Raw genomic sequence first — 19,766 nt, 5'->3', positions numbered from 1 at the left:
ACGTATTCTTTCATTATCAGTTTAATTACTTTGAAAATTGCTCACGTAGTAATTCAATCATTGCTCGTGTTTTTTTCGGAATAAAACGACGGGATGGATACACTAACGTCATAACAATATCTATTTCAAAGGTATCTGGAAGTACTGGAATTAAATCGCCGCTGGCAACTTTATCTTCAAATAAGACAACTGGCAGTATAGCGATTCCTCTACCTGATTCAGTTAAGTGATTAATTAAACCAAAATCTTCTGAAACTAAACGAACATTCATTCTTTCTGGCAATAACGTTGAGTTATATCGGCTCGTTAAAATCGGGTGTTGATAAAGCGCTTCCATCGTCGTTGGTAAACGGTATGACTCAAGATATTTAGGAGAACAATACAAACGGTTCGCTGAACTCAGAAACGTTTGTTGAACATAGTTTTCGTTAATCACATCAACAATGTTTGGCAATAGCTGTAAATCGATATTCTCTCTTTTTAAATCGATGCTTTCATACCGATGAATAATATCTAATGTTACATCTGGAAATTGTTCTGTGTATCGATCCAATATTTCAAGAAAAACAGAGGATGAAATAAAGGCTGCAGGAATCGCCATTTTAAGCACACCACTGAATGCTTGTTGCTGGCTTTTCACTAAATTCACCGCTTGGTCAACTTCACTTAATGGCTGGTTGATATATTGATAAAACAATCGCCCATTTTCAGTTAATTCAATTTGTCGTGTTGTTCTTATCAATAACTGACAACCAAGATCTTTTTCAAGTTGTTGTATTCTTCTGCTAATTTTAGAACGTTGTAATGAATGTGCTTTTGCCGCAACACTGATCCCACCATGTCTGACCGTTAACATAAATAAATAAATATCATCTAACGATGCTTTCATAACACATACAACCATTGTCCTAAAAATAGAACGCAAGTGTAATACTTATTAGTCTATTTAATCAAATACACACTCTTTATAATAATGTGATAAAGATCACTATAAAAAGAGACGCTCATGGCAAATGCTGACACAACATTCCGTCGCTGGATGAAAGGATTAATCATCCTGTTTTTACTCTTCATGGGGTATATCATTGTTGCAGATAGGCATATTCCACTTACAACAGAAAGCCGTGTTCGTGGCTATGTCGTTCAAATTGCTCCAGAAGTCTCTGGCAATATCACCTCAGTTTCGATCACTAACAATCAGAAAGTAAAAAAAGGTGAGGTGTTATTAACTATAGATCCATCTAAGTATGAGCTTGCCGTTGACCGCGCAAAATTGGCATTACAACAATCTTTGGAACAAGAAAAATCTTTGTTAGCACAAGTTGAGGCAGCAAAAGCGAATGTTGCCACCAGCCAAGCCAATTATGACAACGCAAGAAATGATTATGGTCGTATAAATAAACTGGCGCAGAAGAAATTAGTCTCTGCGTCTATGCGTGATTCAGCATTCGCGAAAGATCGTAGTGCATTATCGACATTACATGCAGCACAACAGCAACTGTTAGCCGTTAAAGCTAAATTAGGGAATACAGTCGGTGAAACAACACCAGTCATGTCCGCGAAAAATGCTCTACAACAGGCAGAACTTGATTTAAAACATACTAAAATTATTGCACCAAGTAACGGCGTCATTACTAATCTACAAGTTGATGTAGGTACAATGGCTACAGCAAACAAACCTATGCTTACATTTATTCCAACAAGTTCTATGTGGGTTTCAGCTGATTATCGTGAAAAGTCTACAGCATTAATTAATAAAGACTCTGTTGCCTATGTCACCTACGATGCATTACCCGGTCAAGTTTTCAATTTCCATATCGCTAATCGAGACTTTGGTGTCGCCGCAGCACAAGAAACACCAAACGGTCAATTAAGTGCTGTTGAGGTTAATAACCGCTGGGTACGTGACGCACAGCGTGTGCGCGTTAATTTAACCAGTGATACGCCGTTACCACATCAATTGTTTATTGGCTCACGTGCTACTGTTGTTATTTATTCAGATAACAGCTTGTTATGGCAAACCTTAGCGAGTATTCAAATTCACCTAGCGAGTTGGTTGCACTACATCTACTAACCGCAGTGCGATCAACCTTATGGTTGATCGCCCCTTCTTATCGCTTAAAAAAGGAGCTAATAATGAAAACAATGCGGATCTGGTTTGGATGTGTTTTAGGGCTCGCTATTAGTATGATTTTTGGTTGGTCTTATGGTTTTTTCGCTGCTTTACTGCCAATAATGGTATTAATGAAGGCAGAACGCTGGAATTTATCATTGCTTGTGCAACTGATTTTAGGAATTATCTGGGTTACAGTACAAGTGACTTTTATTTCAGGTTTCTTGCAACCCTACCCTGTTTTAATGACTATCGCTGTTGGTATTATGCTAATGGCAAAATGCAAAGCGATGATAAACCCTAAAACCTATTTATTTGGGTTCACTGGTTTGTTAGTTGGTTCAATCTCGCTTAACTTTGCGAGTTATACCGGATTTGATCTTGAAGAATTCAATATCACCTTGTGGATGAGTGGATTAATAACTGCACCTATTTGCGCCCTTGCGTATTTTCTTTTCCCTGAATCTGATAAAGAACAAACAGCACCTAGTATAAATAATGACACACAGCGCGTTGATCGTATCGGGATGATCCGCCAAGCCGCACTGGGTTGGATAGTTGCAATGGTTGCTTTTCTTTTGTTTCAATTTGGGGATTTACGCGATTCATTATCCGCGCAAGCTTCTATTTTCATTGTGCTCGCGCCAATGACACTAATAGGCTCCATCGCTGTCGCTAAAATACGTATTACAGGGACATTTTTGGGGTGTTTAGCGGGTATGATTATCCAGTTAGGGCTTTATTCATGGGTTAATAACGGCATATTATTTCTGATGGCTTATGCGATAGCTGCAGGCTTTTTCTGTCACTGGATTGCACAAGGTACCATAAAATCAAGTATTGCTTTTTCTGCGATGTCGGCCTTAACCGTACCGCTTACAACATCATTAATACCCGAGCAAAAAGATGCCTTTTTCTCTATTTTATATCGCTTCAGCTCTATTTTCGTTGCAGTGATAGCAACTTCAATCGTAATTTGGATCACCCACCACTTTTTAATTCGGGTAATCAAAGCCCCTAATGAGCAATTTTAAAAACGATAAATAGACCAGCTAGTATCAATACTACGTTGGTTTTTCTCTATCATCTTGCGATTATCACTATGCTAAATCATCTTTAGTCACACTTACGCCTTTAATTTGCGCATAGACTTTATCGCCAATCTTTAACGCTAATTCATCAGCAGCCCATGTAGTAATATTTGCCCATAAATGCGTTTCACCAACACGCAATTTTACTTCGACACGTTCACCTTCAGCATAATGAATTTTGTCAATGCTTGCGGCTAAGATATTACGAATACTGGTTTGAGTGGGTTGTTCACGAGCAATAGATACATCATTTGAAAAAATACGTACCCTCACCCATTCACCTCGCTGCTGCTCTAATCGGCTGACCCATAAGAATGAATCATGACTTAACATTACCTGCGTTAATGCATATTTAGGATGATTATAATTAATCCGTGCACTGAGTAATGAACTTTGCTCTTTAACAGGTAACCAAGGGCGCATTTCAGGTGAACTCCACACTGAATTCACATGACCCGAAATTAATACCTTACCTTGGTTAAGCATCACCATAGAATCGGCAAGGCGTAAGATTTCATCAAGGCTATGGGTTACATAAATAATCGGTGTGTTCACACTCTTAGCTAAACGCTCAAGGTAAGGCATTAGCTCTTGTTTCCGCGGCATATCTAATGATGCTAATGGCTCATCCATCAGCAACATATCAGGTCTAGTTAATAACGCACGTCCAATCGCGACCCGCTGCTTTTCGCCACCGGAGAGTGACGAGGGATAACGGTGTAATAACGCTTCAATACCAAGCAGTTTTACGACATCATTAAAATGCGTTTCATCAGGCACTTTCACACCGTAGTTTAAGTTACCTTTGACGCTGTAATGAGGGAATAAACGCGCATCTTGAAATACATAACCAATTTTGCGTTTATCTGGCGAAAGAAATATCCGCTCTTCACTACTATAAAGGGTTCTATCACCAAGCTTAATAACCCCGTTATCTGGCTTTGTTAAGCCCGAAAGAACATTCACTAACGACGTTTTACCTGCTCCTGAACGACCAAAGATCGCAGTGATCCCTTTCATGGGCACATCGAGATCAACATCTAGCGACAAATCACCCAACTGTTGTTTAAATTTAATTTTTAATCGTTTATTAGTTGTCATTACATTACTTCCAACCGTTTTCTAGCAAGCCGTGTTAGCCACTCAGAAGCAAATAATGAAGACAAGGCAATCACGATCGCGACCACGCATAAACGGGCCGCTTCACTTTCAGCCCCTGGAGTTTCAATAAAGGAATACATTGCCAATGGAATCGTTTGAGTTTGACCAGGAATATTAGAAACAAAGGTAATCGTTGCACCAAATTCACCTAGAGCACGAGCAAAGGCTAAAATTGTGCCTGTTAAAATACCAGGGATCGTTAATGGTAACGTAATGGTGACAAATACACGTAGGGGGGATGCGCCTAGTGTACGAGCAGCTTGTTCGAGCTTTTTATCGACCCCTTCTAAGGCAAGGCGAATAGAACGCACCATTAATGGAAAAGAGACCACGGCAACCGCTAAAGCTGCCCCTCGCCAACTAAAGCTAAAACTAAAGCCAAACCACTCATAAAGCCATTTGCCTATGGCGCCTTGTCTTCCCATTGAAATTAACAATAAATAACCAATCACAACAGGAGGTAAAACAAGGGGTAAATGAATGAAACCATCTAATAATGATTTACCCCAAAAATCTCGACGAGCCAATAACCAAGCACAAGCAATACCCAAAGGAAGGCTAAATAGCACAGCAACACTTGAAATTTTAAGGCTTAATAATAACGCTTGTAATTCATAATCAGTGAGCAAAGCGAACAATCCTGTGTTTCAATCTAAACCCATGCTCTTTTCTGCATGAGATTCGTAATAATAGCGATAGCATAAGTAATCATTGCGTCATAGTCAGTAACGATGTGTATAAAACTTCGTAGTTGCTCTATAAATAAACAAAAAAGCACGGAGCGAAGTGCTCAGTGCCTCGTTTTATCTATAACGTCGTTTAACCATAATATGATTGATTTATTACCTAACTTTTTGTCTTAATTAACAAAACCAAAACCAAAACCATATTGTTTAAAAATAGCTTTGGCTTCGTCATGCTGTAAGTATTCATAAAACGCTTTTGCCGCAGGCGTCGCATTACCTTTGACTAATGCCATTGGATACGTAATTGGCTTATGTGAATCAGCAGGGAAAGTCGCAACGATTTTTACTTTTTTAGAAATCTCTGCATCGGTTTTATATACAATTCCAAGTTTCGCTTCGCCGCGTTCAACTAACACTAATGCCGAGCGTACGTTATTCGCCATTGCCAATAAGGGCTCTGCTTGCTGCCATAATTTTAGATACTCTAACGATTGCTTAGCGTAACGTCCTGCTGGAACATTTGCCGGATTACCCACCGCTAAACGTGTACCGTCTAAGGCTTTAGATAAATCCCAGCTTGCTGTCAGCTTGATATTATTTTGTGGATAATCAGTAGGCGCAACCATCACTAAACTGTTTTTTAGAACATCGACACGGCTATTATCAATGACCGCGCCCTGCTGCTCTACATAATCCATCCACTTTTCGTTAGCTGATAAATAAATATTTGCTGGTGCACCAAGTGCAACTTGCCGCGCTAGCGCTGAAGATGAAGCGAATGAAAGCGTGGTTTTAACCCCAGTCTCCTTTTGATATTTAGCTGCAATGTCATTTAACGCATTGGTTAATGACGAAGCCGCAAATACCGTAATGTTGCTATCAGCAGCAAAAGAAGAAAAAGAGAGTGTTGAGAGTAACGCTGCTGTTGCGAAAGCTAATTTACGTGTCATGACGATGCTCCTAATATTTCGATGTATAGTAAACTACATATCGGTTATTTCAAGTATTATCTGTGTCATAGAAATTTAGTGTTTAAACTACAATATATCTGTCTTCAACATCACTTTTTATTGTCATCTGAAAAGTAATTAATTCTCTCACCTTCCAATAGCAAACGATTACACGCCTTTTATTATCGCTGAAAAGCATAAAACACCCCAGTCATAGCGATTTTGATCACAATTAAAAGTAATAACTGAAATTATTATTTTCAATAAAAAATTACTCAGTATTATCTGCGAAAAATACCTTCCTTCGGTGATACTCGATGTTAAAGAAAACATTACTTGCTGCATCATTAGCAACTTTATCTCTTCCAAGCGCTTCTGCTTTTGCGATCGAAAATGTTGATCTATTAATCAAGAATGGTCACATACTGACCATGGATCGTGAAAAAACGATTTTTGATAACGGTTTAATTGCAATTAAAGATAATAAAATTGTCGCTGTTACTGATGGCTCAGACATTAATGAGTATAAATCAGTAAAAACAATCGATGCTGATGGCGATATTGTGATGCCAGGTCTTATTAATACCCACACTCATGCATCTATGACTGTTTTCCGTTCATTAGCAGATGATGTACCAGATCGTCTTCACCGTTACATTTTCCCATTAGAAAAAAAGCTGGTATCACGTGAAATGGTACGTATCGGTGCTCAATTAGGTAACGTTGAAATGGTGAAAGGTGGCGTAACAACTTACGCTGACATGTATTACTTTGAAGACGAAGTAGCTAAAACCGTAGATCAAATTGGTATGCGTGCGATTTTAGGTGAAACCATTATTCAATTCCCTGTAGCAAGTGCTAAAACACCGGAAGATGGCATTAAATACGCAGAAAAACTGATTAATGAATATAAAGATCACCCACGTATCACAATGGCATTTGCGCCACATGGCCCATACACCAACTCAACAGAAACTCTGCAAACTATTGCCAAACTTTCGATGAAATACGATGTTCCAGTGATGATGCACTTAGCTGAATCAGATCGTGAGCGCGAGGTTATTGCAAAACGTTCTGGTGGCCTATCTCCTGTAAAATACATGGAGTCTATTGGCGCACTAAACGAGAACTTAGTCGCAGCACACGTTATTGATGCAAACGCAGAAGATATCGCTATCTTAAAAAAGTACGATGTGGGTATTGCACATAATATGAGTGCAAACATTAAATCAGCAAAAGGTGTATCACCAGCATTACAAATGTTTAATGACGGCTTACGTATAGGCTTAGGCACTGATGGTCCAATGTCAGGCAATACGCTAAGTACTATCGATGAGTTTAACCAAGTTGCAAAAGTACATAAGTTAGTTAATAAAGATCGTGCAGCCATGCCACCTAAAAATGTAATTGAAATGGCAACGATCGGTGCTGCTCGTGCACTCCATATGGAAGATAAAGTTGGTTCTTTAGAAGTCGGTAAGTTGGCAGATGTTATCGTTATTGATACCAAAGCGCCAAATATGGTACCTGTCTATAATCCATATTCAGCACTGGTTTACTCTGCTTACGCAACGAACGTAAAGCATACGATTGTTGACGGTAAAGTGATTATGGAAAACAGAAACGTACTGACTGTTAATGAAGATAACATTCGTAAAGAGGCGCTGCAGTTTGCAGATAAAGTACGTCAAACCGTTATTGAAAGCGGTGAAATCGTACAGTAATTAACATCTTTTATCTCATCTTATAGGGCAGTATCAGCTGCCCTATTGCAATTCTTAGTATAAAAGTGGCTAACGCTTAATGTTTTCAAGATAGTATCCATAAAGCTGCTCGACATCACCGCTACACATAACTTGCATCGCTTGTTTCAGTTGCTGCTCTGACCAATTCCACCACTGCATTTCAGTCAACATCTCAATTTGCTTTGCCGTGAATCGCTGTTTCACCACATGATTATTCGCTACAACCACGCTATAAGGCTCAACATCTTTGGTGATCACCGCCCTTGATCCAATTACAGCACCATTACCAATTTTTACTCCAGGCATGATCATCGCTTCAGAGCCAATCCATACATCATTGCCAATCACGGTATCGCCTGCTCGCTTAAAACCACTGGGCACATCTTCACCAAAATCATTACCAAAGGGAAAGGTTGAAATCCAATCGATACGATGTCCTTGATTACCCGCCATCATAAAAGTCGCGCCAGAAGCAATAGAGCAAAATTTACCAATGATCAGCTTATCCACTTCGCCAAACATACCGCTTTGCCAAACCTCTTTGGTTGGCTTATCGCCAAGCAAATAGCGTACTGCTTGATCTTCAAAAGATTTATCGTGGTAATAACCAGAATAATAACTGTAATCACCAACTTCTATGTTGGGGTTAGTAATGGTGTCTTTTAATTTTTGGCTTTCAAGCCATGTTTCAAACTGCATATTAAACGTCCTGTTGATTGATTGCAGTTAGTCTAATTGTTCTTTATTCTTACCAGAAGCGACCATTTAGAGATTAATAATTACCATATGGAAATAAAGTGGCTAAGTTACGTACCCATCTATTTGGCGTTATGTGAAGAAAAAAGCATTGCAAAAGCAGCGCTAAGATTGAATTGCTCAAGCGCGCATATCAGTCGACAGTTACGCCAACTCGAAGCACTACTCGATACTCAGCTTATACAGCGAACAACTCGCCAATTTCACCTCACCTATGATGGGCTTGAATTTTATAAGCAAGTAAAAGCACTGTTTGCTCATGCAGAAGCCATAAACGAAGGATTAGATGTCACTAATTCGGTTTATGGCAAACTTCGTATCGCAGCGTCTGCTTCTTTTGGCTCGATGCTATTAAGTGAACATCTTGCCGATTTCAATTTGAGTCATCCAAACATTGAATTAGAAGTCGCTTTTACTGAAACCCCATTAGATCTAATAGAGCAAGGTTTTGATGTCGCCATTTATTTCACTGAGACGCCACCAGAAGGCTATGTCGGTCATTATATCCGTCACCTTCAATGCCAACCCTTTGCTCATGAAAGCTACTTAGCAGATCATCCAGCGATTACTCATCCATTGGATTTGCGCGATCATCACCACATTATTTATAGAAATAGCGAATTCACGCTCGATAAATGGTGCTTTATTAATCAAACAACACAAGAAAAGACAAATATTATCCTTAAACCTGCCATGAGTTTTAGCCTAGTCACCGTCATGATCGAGGCTATGATCAAAGGCTGTGGTATTGCTATGCTTGATGAAATGGCGCTCAGTCACTTAGATAGTGATAAACGAACACATATTATTAATATCTTGCCTGATTGGTTTACACCTAATCGTTTGCCTTTATATATCCTTTATCCTAAACGTAAACATCTTGCCCAACGTACAAGTCTATTTGTTAATTTTATTCGTCAAAAATTTGATAAAAAAAATGAGAATTAAAAATAGATTGAAAGAAATAAAAAGAAGAATACGGCCTTTAAAATACTAATATTGGCCTGACAACGCTTAACTACCCATATTTTATTCGTAAAAGGCATAGGATATAATTAAGAAGATTTGTATAGTGATTATAAAAAGTGAATACAATAGCTGCTCAATGCTGTTGCTTCGCAATACACCTGAGTGATAAATAACTTTTACCCTACTTATTTATCTTTTCAAAAATATATTCAATTTTCTCACATAATCATTAACTGCAAATAACCAAGCAATCTTGCTGCCCAGTAAATAAATAACAATAGAGGCAATTAATGGTTACTATTAATATTGATGGCAATAGCTATCAAGTCGACAAAGATCAAAACTTATTAGAAGCAGCAAAACAATGCGGTATTGAGATCCCATCACTCTGCGACATAGACACATTCACAGATGAATGCGCACTTTGTGATGTTGAAATCGCAGGTAAAGGGATTGTGAAAGCGTGCAAAGTTAAACCTACTGATGGAATGGTCGTCACTACCTCATCGCAATTACTGTCAAATATTCGAAAGTGCAATTTAGAGCGAATTTTACAACGCGCCAATACCAACTGCAGCGTACCGCCTTGTCAGATCGCCTGTCCTGCAAGCGTTGATATCCAATCCTATTTATACTTTATCGCTCACAATGAACACTTAAAAGCCATAGAAGTAATAAAGAAAACATTACCTATGCCACTTTCTATTGGTCGTGTTTGCCCTGCTTTCTGTGAAGCAAAATGCCAACGTAACTTAGTCGATGAACCACTCGCGATCCGTCAATTGAAACGTTACGCCGCTGACATTGACCTTGAAAAACTAAATAGCTACACCCCAATCAAAAAAGACGATACAGGTAAACGTATTGCCATTGTGGGTGCAGGACCTGGCGGTTTAAGTTGTGGTTATTTCCTTAGTAATGAAGGTTACAACGTCACTGTGTATGAGGCGATGCCACAAGCCGGTGGATGGCTACGTTACGGTATTCCTGAATATCGTTTACCTAAAGATATTCTAGATAAAGAAATCGATATTATGTGTCGTAACGGCATGAGTATCGAAACCAATAAAAAGTTAGGTGAAGACTTTACCCTCTCTTCGCTCAGTGAAGAATTTGATGCTGTTTGTTTAGCGATTGGTGCATCACAAGCCAGTGAGATGAAGTATACCGGTAGTGATTTAGCAGGCTGTTATCTTGGTGTTGATTTCTTAAAAGATCAGACACTCGATAAACAATATACTATTGGTAAAAAAGTCGCGGTCATTGGCGGTGGTAACACTGCAATTGACTGCGCCCGCTCTGCATTACGTTTAGGCGCAGATACCACACTTATTTATCGCCGTACGCGTGATGAAATGCCAGCTGAAACCTATGAAATTGAAGAAGCAGAGCACGAAGGTGTTAAATTTCACTTTCTAACCAATCCTGCTGAAAATATTGCAGATGACAATGGTCATGTTTGTCAGATAAAACTTGAAAAAATGGCATTGGGCGAACCTGATGCCTCTGGTCGTTGCTCACCAAAAGCAACCGGCGAATATTTTGTTGAAGACTTTGATACCGTTATCGCTGCTGTCTCGCAAAAAACCGATACCAGCTTTATTGCTAACGAAGATATCGAACTTTCATTTAGTCGCTGGAACACCATCAATGTTGATGAAACAACGATGCACTCTGGGGTTAAAAATATCTTCGGTATTGGTGATTTTCGTCGAGGGCCAGCAACAGCGATTGAAGCGATTGCTGATGGGCGAAAAGCGGCAAAAGGGATTGATGAGTTCTTTGGTGGCACCATGGAAAAACTCTATACCGAGTCATTCCGATCTCGCAATGTTGAAAGAAGTCATCTTATTCAGCCTGAACATATTGAAAAGTTAAAACGTGTTATGGCAAGTATTGCCACTGGAGATAACGCTAAGCAAACCGAACAGATGTTAAATCACGCCCTAGCTAAAGTGTTACGCGCTAAAATGCCAGAGCTAACACTGGCACAGCGTCATTTGAGCTTCAATGAAGTTGAAACCGGGCTATCACAGCAAGCCGCTATTGATGAAGCTAACCGTTGTTTAAGTTGTGGTTGTGATGAAGGCAACGACTGTAAACTTCGTCACTATGCAACAGATTATAAAGTTGATCGTAAATTGTTTATCAACCGTGCCGTACCTTTAGCGAACTAAAAAATCACGGTCAACAATGACGTTTTATATCGTCTTTGTTGACCGATTTTCATTAAGACGCTAGCTGAAAATCACCTAGCAGCGCGTTATAAACATCTTTGTTATGTAACACCCCAACCAATTGATTATTTTCAACCATGAGTAATGGTTTATTATTCAGTCGCTTCAGCTCAATGGCATCTCGCATACTAATATCAGGGCTGACCATCACTATAGTGGTGTCAGTTATATGGCTTGGAATAGCATCTGTAATTTGCCATGAAAGGCAATCAAGATTACCTTCATTCACGATAGACAACGTATCCTCATTTTGGGCGATCCAAAGCTCATCAGCATCACACACTTTATAAGTATTTCCCCGTTGCTCTAACGCGGTTAATGGCGTCATTAATGAGCGTCCTTTCAATACATTTAACGGATTAGTATGTGCGACAAAATCACGCACATAATCTGTTTTCGGATTGAGCACGATTTCTTCCGGTTTTCCGTGTTGAATCAGCTCCCCTGACTCCATAATCGCGATATTATTACCGATTTTAAGTGCTTCATCTAAATCATGACTGACAAACAAAATCGTCTTATTTAGCTTACTTTGCAGTGCTAATAATTCATCTTGTAACTGCGCACGGATTAACGGATCAAGTGCTGAAAAAGGCTCATCCATCAGTAAAATATCGGTATCCATAACAAATGCACGTGCAAGACCCACCCGCTGCTGCATCCCGCCCGATAACTCTGATGGGTATTTATCTTCCCATTCAGCCAGCCCCACCATTTCTAACTGCTCTCTTGCGCGCTGATGGCGTTCTTTCTTTGGGACATTTTGCATTTCAAGTCCAAAAGCAACGTTATCTAACACGGTTAGCCATGGCATTAAGGCAAATTTTTGAAATACCATCGAGACGCGATGAGTACGAAGATGCTGTAACTGGGCTTTTGAGCAGTTCGCTAAATCTACGGTTTGTTCACCATCTTTAATCAATAGTTCGCCACGACTTATATCATTCAATCCATTAACTGCGCGTAATAGACTTGATTTCCCCGAACCAGACAACCCCATTAGTACACAAATCTCGCCTTCTTTGATTTGCAGGCTAACGTTATTTACTCCAACCACTTGGTTTGTTTCATCAATAATTTGTTGACGGCTTTTTCCTTGATCTAATAACGCTAAGGCTTGTTGCTGTTTATCGCCAAACACCACATCCAGATTGTTAATCGTTATTGCATTCATGATCACAGCTCCTTCTGTGCTGGGGTTTTACATAATCGGTCTAAAATGATCGCGACCAATACAATCGCAAGTCCCGCTTCGAATCCTTGTGAAATATTCACGGTATTTAGCGCACGTACAACAGGCTTTCCTAATCCATCCGCGCCGACTAACGCGGCGATAACCACCATGGATAAAGACAACATAATACATTGGGTGATACCCGCCATAATACTTGGCATCGCCGCCGGTAACTCGACTTTTAACAGTAACTTCATCCGACTTGCACCAAACGCTTTACCTGCTTCAATTAAATCTTCAGGCACTTTCGTGATACCTAAATACGTGAGTCGTATTGGCGCTGCAATAGCAAAAATAATGGTAGAGATAAGCCCGGGCACAATACCTAGTCCAAACAAAACCAGCGTTGGAATTAAATAGACAAACGTCGGCACCGTTTGCATTAAATCTAAAATAGGACGCATCAAGGTATACAACCACGGACGATGCGCAGACATGATCCCGATTGGGACACCAATAAGCACTGAAATACTTGTGGCAGCAAAGACCAACACAAAGGTTTCTAGCATTTCCTGCCAGTAGCCTAAATTTAAAATAACTAATAATGCTGCAACAACGAAAACCACTAATGAAATTTTACGGTGTAAATACCATGATAACGCCGCGGTGATTAAAATAGGCAGTGCTGGCGGCATCCACTTAAATACATCAACTAAAAATAGAATTACGGTTTCTAAGAAAAATGAAATGGCGTCAAATAACCCTGCTGCATTGATAGTTAACCAATCAACACCTGCTTCCATCCATTGACCCAAAGGGATTTTATTATCCGTAATGAAATTCACACTTTTGCCTTTTATTTGATAAGACGATGCTTACCACCTTATTTTTATGAAGTTTTACAATAACTAATAGCAAAGAAGTATCTGCGCTAATAAATAAGAAGCGATTATTAACGCAGTATTTTAAGAAAGGATTAAGATTGCTTTAAGTAATCCAACACCGCAGTGGTGGCCACTTTACCTTCGCGAGTTTTGACGTCTTTTAGCCATGCTTCCACTTGCTGTGGATTTTCACTCAGCCATTGACGTGCTGCTTTTTCAGGTTGAACCTTTTGATTAAGGATCGCTTCCATTAAGCTATTTTCCATTTCTAAGCTAAATGATAGATTTTTCAGAAGTTGTCCAACGTTTGGACACTCGGTTAAATAGTTACTGCGAACATTGGTGTAGACATTGGCACCACCATAGTTAGGTCCAAAAAAGTCATCACCACCAGCAAGGTATTCCATTTCAACGTTGCTATTCATTGGGTGTGGTGCCCAACCTAAATAAACAATCCACTGATCACGGCGTACAGAGCGAGAAACTTGCGAAACCATCCCAGCTTCACTTGATTCCACTAAACTAAAGTCTTTTAAACCAAACGCATTCGTATCAATCATTGATTGAATCAAACGGTTACCATCATTACCAGGTTCAATACCGTAAATACGGCCTTTAAATTTATCCGCATGTTTTGCCAAATCTGCAAAGCTCTTAACACCTGCGTCATAAACATATTTAGGTACAGCTAACGTATATTTTGCACCTTCTAAATTCGCTTTTACTGTTTCAACCGTTTTGGCTTCACGATATTTCGCAATATCGCCTTCCATGGTCGGCATCCAATTACCTAAAAAGACATCAATATCACCATTCGCCATTGATGAGTACGTCACGGGCACTGACAATAAATCAGTTTTAGTGTTGTAACCCATTCCTTTTAAAAGCTCAGAAGTTACCGCTGTGGTTGCCGTAATATCCGTCCAGCCTACATCAGCAAAACGTACCGTATCACATTGGTTAGCATAGCTATTAAAAGCGACTGAGCTTAACGCTAAGGCAAGAAGTGTTTTTTTAGTAACAGACATAATTATTCCTTTGTCTTTTTATTTATCATTATTAAGTACGTATCTCCCACGTACTTATTGTGAATTGTTTCGTTGGGTCGTTTCCCAATTAGGGGCAATCCATACAGGTACATTGCCTGCAGGAAGCGGGGTTCTCTGTAAAATAAAATCAGCGGCTCGCTCAGCAACCATGATTGTTGGCGCATTAAGGTTACCGTTCGGAATCGTCGGGAATATGGAAGAATCAACAACACGTAAGTTTTCAATACCGCGAACACGACACTGTGAATCTAAAACCGCCATCACATCGTTATCATCGCCCATTTTACAGGTACAAGATGGATGATAAGCGCTCTCTACATTTTCTTTTACCCACTGATCAATAGCCTGATCAGATGTGACATCTGCTCCCGGTTGAATTTCATCACCACGGTATTGATCCAATGCTGATTGCGCCATAATTTCACGGGTTAAACGAATACAATCGCGCCAATCCTGCTTATCTTGCTCGGTAGAGATGTAATTAAATTCAATTTTAGGTTTCGCGTGTGGATCATTAGAAATAACTTCTACCGACCCTCTGCTTTGTGGCTTATTAGGCCCCACATGCACTTGGAAGCCATGACCATCAAATGCAGCACGGCCATCGTAACGCATCGCTGCAGGTAGGAAGTGATATTGAATATTTGGCCACTTTAACCCTTTACGTGAGCGAATAAAGGCACAAGATTCAAAGTGGTTAGTCGCACCTAAACCTGTACGAGTTAGTAGCCATTGCGCGCCAATTTTACCTTTGCTGACTAAATCTAATTTACTGTTTAAGGTAATGGCTTCATTACAGTGGTATTGGAAGTAAACTTCTAAGTGATCTTGTAAATTAGCCCCCACCCCTGGAAGATCGTGCACAAGGTTAATCTTCGCGTTCTCTAATACTGCAGCAGGTCCAATGCCAGACAATTGTAATAACTGGACTGAACCAATGGATCCAGCACTAGATATCACTTCTTTTGTTGCAAATACTTGAGATAGCTTACCTGACTGTTCAAATTCAACGCCTACCGCTTTTTTGCCATCGAGTAAAACTTTGCGTGCCACAATGCCTTTTTTCAACGTCAGGTTTGAGCGTTTTAATGCTCGACGTAAATAAGCGTTAGATGTCGATGCACGCACACCTTTATCAACTGTCATATGCATGGCACCAAACCCTTCTTGTTGGTAACCATTGTAATCATCCGTTTCGGGATAACCGGCTTCTTTACCTGCATCAATAAAGGCTTGGTAAAGTGGATTGAGTGCCATGTCATTACCATTACAAGTCCCAACTGGACCTTTGCTACCGCGGTAAGCGTTACCACCTTTTATCCATGTTTCAGCACGACGAAAATACGGTAAACAAGCTTGGTAATTCCAGCCTGTTGCGCCTTCTTGTTCCCATTCGTCATAATCACATGCGTGCCCACGTACATACACCATGCCGTTGATAGATGAACTACCGCCTAATACTTTGCCTCGTGGACAATGTAATTTACGCCCGTCTAAGCCTTGTTCTGCTTGAGTTTCAAACTGCCATGCATATTTGTCACTGTTCATTGGGTAAGACAATGCCGTTGGCATTTGAATAAAAATACTGCGATCACTACCGCCAGCTTCTAGCAATAACACATCATATTCACCGCTTTCACTTAAACGGTCAGCTAATACACACCCTGCCGAACCCGCGCCAACAATAATGTAGTCATAGTGTTGGGGGTTATTTTGCTGCTTATTTTGATCCATCAAAATCGACTCCATCCGTTAAGCATAAGGACTTTGGTAATCGCCCAATTCAATAAGTACACTTTTGGTTTGGGTATAATGTTGTAAAGTTTCTATTCCGTTTTCGCGTCCAATCCCTGATTGCTTATAACCACCCACAGGCATTTGCGCAGGAGAATCCCCCCATGTATTAACCCAACAGATCCCTGCTTGTAATTGATGGATAACACGGTGGGCTTTCGCTAAGTTTTGGGTAAACACACCCGCAGCTAAACCATAGTGAGTATTATTGGCGCGAGCGATAACATCGGTTTCATCGCTAAACTTAATTACCGACATCACAGGCCCAAAAATTTCATTTTGAACATGAGACATCGATTCATCACAATCAATAAAAACGGTAGGTTGAACGAAATTACCTTGTGCTAACCCATTATCAGTACATTGGTATCCGCCAGTCAGCAAGGTGGCACCACTTTGTTTAGCGGCATCAATGGCTGATAACACTTTTGATAAATGTGATGTTGAAATCAATGCGCCAATTTGAGTCTCCATATTCATAGGATCACCAACGATTAATAACTCAGTTCGACGCTTAAGTTGCTCTATAAAGGTGTCATAAATAGCCTCATGAACATAAACACGTGTGCCATGTGTACATACTTCACCTTGGGTATAGAAGTTAGCCACCATTGCCGCAGAAACAGCATGATCGACATTAGTGTCATCAAAAATGATCATTGGCGATTTGCCACCTAATTCCATCGTGACCGACTTTAAGGTTTGAGCACTATCAGCCATTACCGCTTTACCTGTGCCGGTTTCACCTGTAAATGACACTTTAGCGATCTCAGGGTGTGCCGTTAGCATCTGCCCTACTCGGTAATCACCTTGTACAACGTTAAATACGCCATCAGGTAGACCTGCTTCAGTAAAAATCTCAGCAAGTTTTAGAACCGAAAGCGGTGTTTCTTCTGATGGCTTGAAAATCATGGCATTACCGGCTGCAAGCGCTGGCGCTGATTTCCACATCGCAATTTGGATCGGATAATTCCACGCACCAATACCTGCACAAATGCCCAATGGTTCTCGACGCGTATAAAAGAACTGATTTTCACTTAAAGGTTGCTGCTCACCTTGAAGCCCAGGTGCTAACCCGGCAAAGTACTCAATAACATCCGCACCCGTTTCTATATCAACCGCTATCGCTTCTTGTAACGGTTTACCAGTATCTGTGACTTCCAATACCGCTAATTCATCATTGCGTTCTCGCAGTAACGCAACAGCACGTAATAAAATACGGCTACGTTCAGTTGGCGTCATAGCCGACCATGTAGCAAAGCCTTTTTTAGCAGCACTAATGGCTAACTCAAGATCCGCTTGAGAAGCTTGTCCAATGGTTGCTATCGGTTGACCATTAGCTGGATTAAACGTTGTAAATTGAATATCAGAAGATGCAGCAACATAGTTACCATCGATATATAGTGATTTCATATCCATTTGAAACTCTTAGAATTTATAATTTTGAATAAAAAGACAATTGCTTTTCTAAATAATCATTAATGATCATGCGTGCATTACTCGCATCAATACCTCTAGGGTTTAATGTCCCGCGCAACCAAATACCATCAATTAATGAAGCGATACCATGGGCAACTAATTCAGCTTGAGAAGATGGTAATAACCCTTTAAGTTCAATCTTTATATGCGATAGCAAACGTTTTTCATTAACTTGCTGTAGGCGACCCAACTGTGCGTCATGCATAGCGTAAGACCAAAATGCTAACCATGTTTTCGCTACTTTATTTTCAGCTTGATAACCATCAAAATTGCTCATGATAATGGCATTAATTCGAGCTTGATGATCATTGCGGGGGATTTGGCTTAATGATGTTGTAACACTCATTGACAAACGACGTAAAATTTCACGCATGGTCTCTTCTAATAAACCATGCTTACCACCAAAATAGTGATTGATAATACCCGTTGACACCCCAGCCTCTTTACTGATCAAAGAGATACTTGCTGCATGTAAGCCAACTCGTTCAATCACTGCCATCGTGGCATTTACAAGCTGTGGTTTACGAATATCAGGCATTCCAACCTTTGGCATAATGCTCCCATTTATTTTTATTGAACGATCAATTAAGTATAAATGTGACATATTTTTTACATTAAATCAAAATAAAACCAAAATCACAGTTTAAAAAACCATCAAAACAAAGAAAATCGCTAGATTATCAACACAATATCGAATGTAACAAAATATTAACAGTGAGTGTATAAATTAAAAAGTGATACATACTAGTCGAATAACCGAGACATATTACGAGCAATTATTAAACGTTAAGAAATGATATGTAACGAGAGAAATGAAATATTAGTAAGGTGAGCTCTATAGCATAAACTCAATTTGTTTTTTTTATTTAGTTATTTTGGTTTATAGTATTCAAGCTAATAACTAGAAGTTCATAGACAATGAGTATAAAAAATAGAATTAATAATGTTTACCGTTACTTTGAGCCTAATTTAATCATTATAGGCTATCTTGGTAGCATTGGTTTTCCACTATACTTCTTTGTTTGGCATTATCTTTTTCCTCAACCTTATGAGAACTTTTTACTCAGGTTATTTTGTGGCAGTTTGTTTATCCCATTCATTTTAAAAGATCATCTTCCTTATTGGTTTTTACGTTATAAGGCGATTCATTTCATTGCTACAATCACCATAGGACTGCCTTTCTTTTTCAGCTTTATGCTGATTATGAATGATTGGTCTATCCCTTGGGTCATGTCTTTCATGGCTGCACTATTTTTATCAATATTATTGATTTACGATGCTTATATTATCAGCGTAATCTCCATTATTGGTATATCATTAGGCGCATTATTTTCTTATGGCTTCCATCCGATAAACAGTGATAATTTTCATTGGGGCTATATTGCAGTTATTAGTTTTTCATATGTGACAGGTATTGCTTCACATTATAGAAATCACATTCATTACGAAGATCAATTACTTTTTGCTCGTAGCTTTAGTGCCGGTATTGCCCATGAGATGAGAAACCCTTTTAGTTCTCTTTACTCTTCCATGGAACTCATGCTTGATATTCTTCGCCAAAAAAATGATAACCAAAAAGATAATGCTAATGAGCTAAAATCTATCATTAGAAGTAATATGACTGTTATTAATAATAGTAATGAAACAATTAACTTACTATTAAGCTCTATTAATGAAC

Annotated in this window: 16 protein-coding genes and 1 pseudogene; 6 read left to right on the top strand and 11 right to left on the bottom strand. The window is 39.5% G+C overall.

Annotated features, from left to right (window positions below; all coding sequences use genetic code 11):
• Nucleotides 1-25: 25 nt before the first annotated feature.
• Nucleotides 26-889 (bottom strand): LysR family transcriptional regulator, encoded by an 864-nt coding sequence (locus C9J46_RS14180; protein WP_107208514.1) that lies wholly within the window; start codon nucleotides 887-889, stop codon nucleotides 26-28.
• Between the two features lie 117 nt (nucleotides 890-1,006).
• Between C9J46_RS14180 and C9J46_RS14175 the strand changes: the two genes are divergently transcribed.
• Nucleotides 1,007-2,074 (top strand): HlyD family secretion protein, encoded by a 1,068-nt coding sequence (locus C9J46_RS14175; protein WP_107291081.1) that lies wholly within the window; start codon nucleotides 1,007-1,009, stop codon nucleotides 2,072-2,074.
• Between the two features lie 62 nt (nucleotides 2,075-2,136).
• Nucleotides 2,137-3,147, top strand: coding sequence for a DUF2955 domain-containing protein (locus C9J46_RS14170; protein ID WP_107291080.1), 1,011 nt, complete (start codon nucleotides 2,137-2,139; stop codon nucleotides 3,145-3,147).
• Between the two features lie 66 nt (nucleotides 3,148-3,213).
• On the opposite strand, the gene modC is transcribed toward C9J46_RS14170, so the two are convergent.
• From modC to modA, 3 genes are all read right to left on the bottom strand, one after another.
• Nucleotides 3,214-4,305 (bottom strand): molybdenum ABC transporter ATP-binding protein ModC, encoded by a 1,092-nt coding sequence (gene modC / locus C9J46_RS14165; protein ID WP_107208511.1) that lies wholly within the window; start codon nucleotides 4,303-4,305, stop codon nucleotides 3,214-3,216.
• The gene (gene modB, locus C9J46_RS14160) at nucleotides 4,305-4,994 is read right to left on the bottom strand and encodes a molybdate ABC transporter permease subunit (RefSeq protein WP_107208510.1); all 690 of its coding nucleotides are present in this window, start codon (nucleotides 4,992-4,994) and stop codon (nucleotides 4,305-4,307) included. The genes modC and modB overlap by 1 nt, the downstream gene beginning before the upstream one ends.
• 230 nt (nucleotides 4,995-5,224) lie before the next feature.
• Nucleotides 5,225-6,001, bottom strand: coding sequence for a molybdate ABC transporter substrate-binding protein (modA, locus tag C9J46_RS14155; protein ID WP_107291079.1), 777 nt, complete (start codon nucleotides 5,999-6,001; stop codon nucleotides 5,225-5,227).
• 317 nt (nucleotides 6,002-6,318) lie between these two features.
• Here modA and C9J46_RS14150 point away from each other — a divergent pair, with 317 nt between their 5' ends.
• Nucleotides 6,319-7,725: an amidohydrolase gene (locus C9J46_RS14150; protein WP_107208508.1), complete on the top strand. Its 1,407-nt coding sequence runs from the start codon at nucleotides 6,319-6,321 to the stop codon at nucleotides 7,723-7,725.
• A 69-nt stretch (nucleotides 7,726-7,794) separates the two neighbouring features.
• Here C9J46_RS14150 and C9J46_RS14145 read toward each other — a convergent pair whose 3' ends face one another.
• Nucleotides 7,795-8,445, bottom strand: coding sequence for a CatB-related O-acetyltransferase (locus tag C9J46_RS14145; RefSeq protein WP_107208507.1), 651 nt, complete (start codon nucleotides 8,443-8,445; stop codon nucleotides 7,795-7,797).
• An 87-nt stretch (nucleotides 8,446-8,532) separates the two neighbouring features.
• Here C9J46_RS14145 and C9J46_RS14140 point away from each other — a divergent pair, with 87 nt between their 5' ends.
• A complete protein-coding gene (locus C9J46_RS14140; RefSeq protein WP_107208506.1) occupies nucleotides 8,533-9,450 on the top strand; it encodes a LysR family transcriptional regulator in 918 nt (305 codons plus the stop codon).
• Between the two features lie 311 nt (nucleotides 9,451-9,761).
• Nucleotides 9,762-11,648 carry an FAD-dependent oxidoreductase gene (locus C9J46_RS14135; RefSeq protein ID WP_107208505.1) on the top strand — a complete coding sequence of 629 codons (1,887 nt, stop codon included), beginning with the start codon at nucleotides 9,762-9,764 and terminating at the stop codon, nucleotides 11,646-11,648.
• A gap of 52 nt (nucleotides 11,649-11,700) precedes the next feature.
• On the opposite strand, the gene choV is transcribed toward C9J46_RS14135, so the two are convergent.
• The 6 genes from choV to betI all read right to left on the bottom strand — a co-directional run bounded on the left by choV (nucleotide 11,701) and on the right by betI (nucleotide 18,641).
• Complete coding sequence (gene choV, locus C9J46_RS14130) at nucleotides 11,701-12,882, bottom strand: choline ABC transporter ATP-binding protein (protein ID WP_107291078.1); 1,182 nt, start codon at nucleotides 12,880-12,882, stop codon at nucleotides 11,701-11,703.
• 2 nt (nucleotides 12,883-12,884) lie between these two features.
• Entirely contained in the window at nucleotides 12,885-13,727 is an 843-nt protein-coding gene (gene choW / locus C9J46_RS14125; RefSeq protein ID WP_107291077.1) for a choline ABC transporter permease subunit, read from the bottom strand.
• Nucleotides 13,728-13,858: 131 nt separating this feature from the next.
• The gene (locus C9J46_RS14120) at nucleotides 13,859-14,794 is read right to left on the bottom strand and encodes a choline ABC transporter substrate-binding protein (protein WP_107174935.1); all 936 of its coding nucleotides are present in this window, start codon (nucleotides 14,792-14,794) and stop codon (nucleotides 13,859-13,861) included.
• A gap of 54 nt (nucleotides 14,795-14,848) precedes the next feature.
• Nucleotides 14,849-16,549 carry a choline dehydrogenase gene (gene betA, locus C9J46_RS14115; RefSeq protein WP_107208503.1) on the bottom strand — a complete coding sequence of 567 codons (1,701 nt, stop codon included), beginning with the start codon at nucleotides 16,547-16,549 and terminating at the stop codon, nucleotides 14,849-14,851.
• Nucleotides 16,550-16,567: 18 nt separating this feature from the next.
• A complete protein-coding gene (betB, locus tag C9J46_RS14110) occupies nucleotides 16,568-18,028 on the bottom strand; it encodes a betaine-aldehyde dehydrogenase (protein WP_107208502.1) in 1,461 nt (486 codons plus the stop codon).
• Nucleotides 18,029-18,044: 16 nt separating this feature from the next.
• On the bottom strand, nucleotides 18,045-18,641 hold the full coding sequence (betI, locus tag C9J46_RS14105) for a transcriptional regulator BetI (protein WP_107291076.1): 597 nt from the start codon (nucleotides 18,639-18,641) through the stop codon (nucleotides 18,045-18,047).
• Nucleotides 18,642-19,006: 365 nt separating this feature from the next.
• On the opposite strand from betI, the pseudogene C9J46_RS14100 reads away from it, so the two are divergent.
• Nucleotides 19,007-19,766 (top strand): annotated as a pseudogene (locus C9J46_RS14100) (histidine kinase dimerization/phospho-acceptor domain-containing protein); the annotation flags it as partial.

It is taken from the genome of Photobacterium sp. GB-36 (assembly GCF_003026135.1).
In the GTDB taxonomy this organism is placed as follows: Bacteria; Pseudomonadota; Gammaproteobacteria; order Enterobacterales; family Vibrionaceae; genus Photobacterium.
This window is presented reverse-complemented; position numbering and strand designations above follow the sequence as displayed.

Coding starts and splice junctions, on each gene's coding strand:
- betB (WP_107208502.1), bottom strand. CDS start 18,028: ATGGATATGAAATCACTATATATCGATGGTAACTATGTTGCTGCATCT.
- C9J46_RS14150 (WP_107208508.1), top strand. CDS start 6,319: ATGTTAAAGAAAACATTACTTGCTGCATCATTAGCAACTTTATCTCTT.
- betA (WP_107208503.1), bottom strand. CDS start 16,549: ATGGATCAAAATAAGCAGCAAAATAACCCCCAACACTATGACTACATT.
- C9J46_RS14120 (WP_107174935.1), bottom strand. CDS start 14,794: ATGTCTGTTACTAAAAAAACACTTCTTGCCTTAGCGTTAAGCTCAGTC.
- C9J46_RS14145 (WP_107208507.1), bottom strand. CDS start 8,445: ATGCAGTTTGAAACATGGCTTGAAAGCCAAAAATTAAAAGACACCATT.
- C9J46_RS14180 (WP_107208514.1), bottom strand. CDS start 889: ATGAAAGCATCGTTAGATGATATTTATTTATTTATGTTAACGGTCAGA.
- modC (WP_107208511.1), bottom strand. CDS start 4,305: ATGACAACTAATAAACGATTAAAAATTAAATTTAAACAACAGTTGGGT.
- C9J46_RS14175 (WP_107291081.1), top strand. CDS start 1,007: ATGGCAAATGCTGACACAACATTCCGTCGCTGGATGAAAGGATTAATC.
- C9J46_RS14170 (WP_107291080.1), top strand. CDS start 2,137: ATGAAAACAATGCGGATCTGGTTTGGATGTGTTTTAGGGCTCGCTATT.
- choV (WP_107291078.1), bottom strand. CDS start 12,882: ATGAATGCAATAACGATTAACAATCTGGATGTGGTGTTTGGCGATAAA.
- modA (WP_107291079.1), bottom strand. CDS start 6,001: ATGACACGTAAATTAGCTTTCGCAACAGCAGCGTTACTCTCAACACTC.
- C9J46_RS14135 (WP_107208505.1), top strand. CDS start 9,762: ATGGTTACTATTAATATTGATGGCAATAGCTATCAAGTCGACAAAGAT.
- C9J46_RS14140 (WP_107208506.1), top strand. CDS start 8,533: ATGGAAATAAAGTGGCTAAGTTACGTACCCATCTATTTGGCGTTATGT.
- betI (WP_107291076.1), bottom strand. CDS start 18,641: ATGCCAAAGGTTGGAATGCCTGATATTCGTAAACCACAGCTTGTAAAT.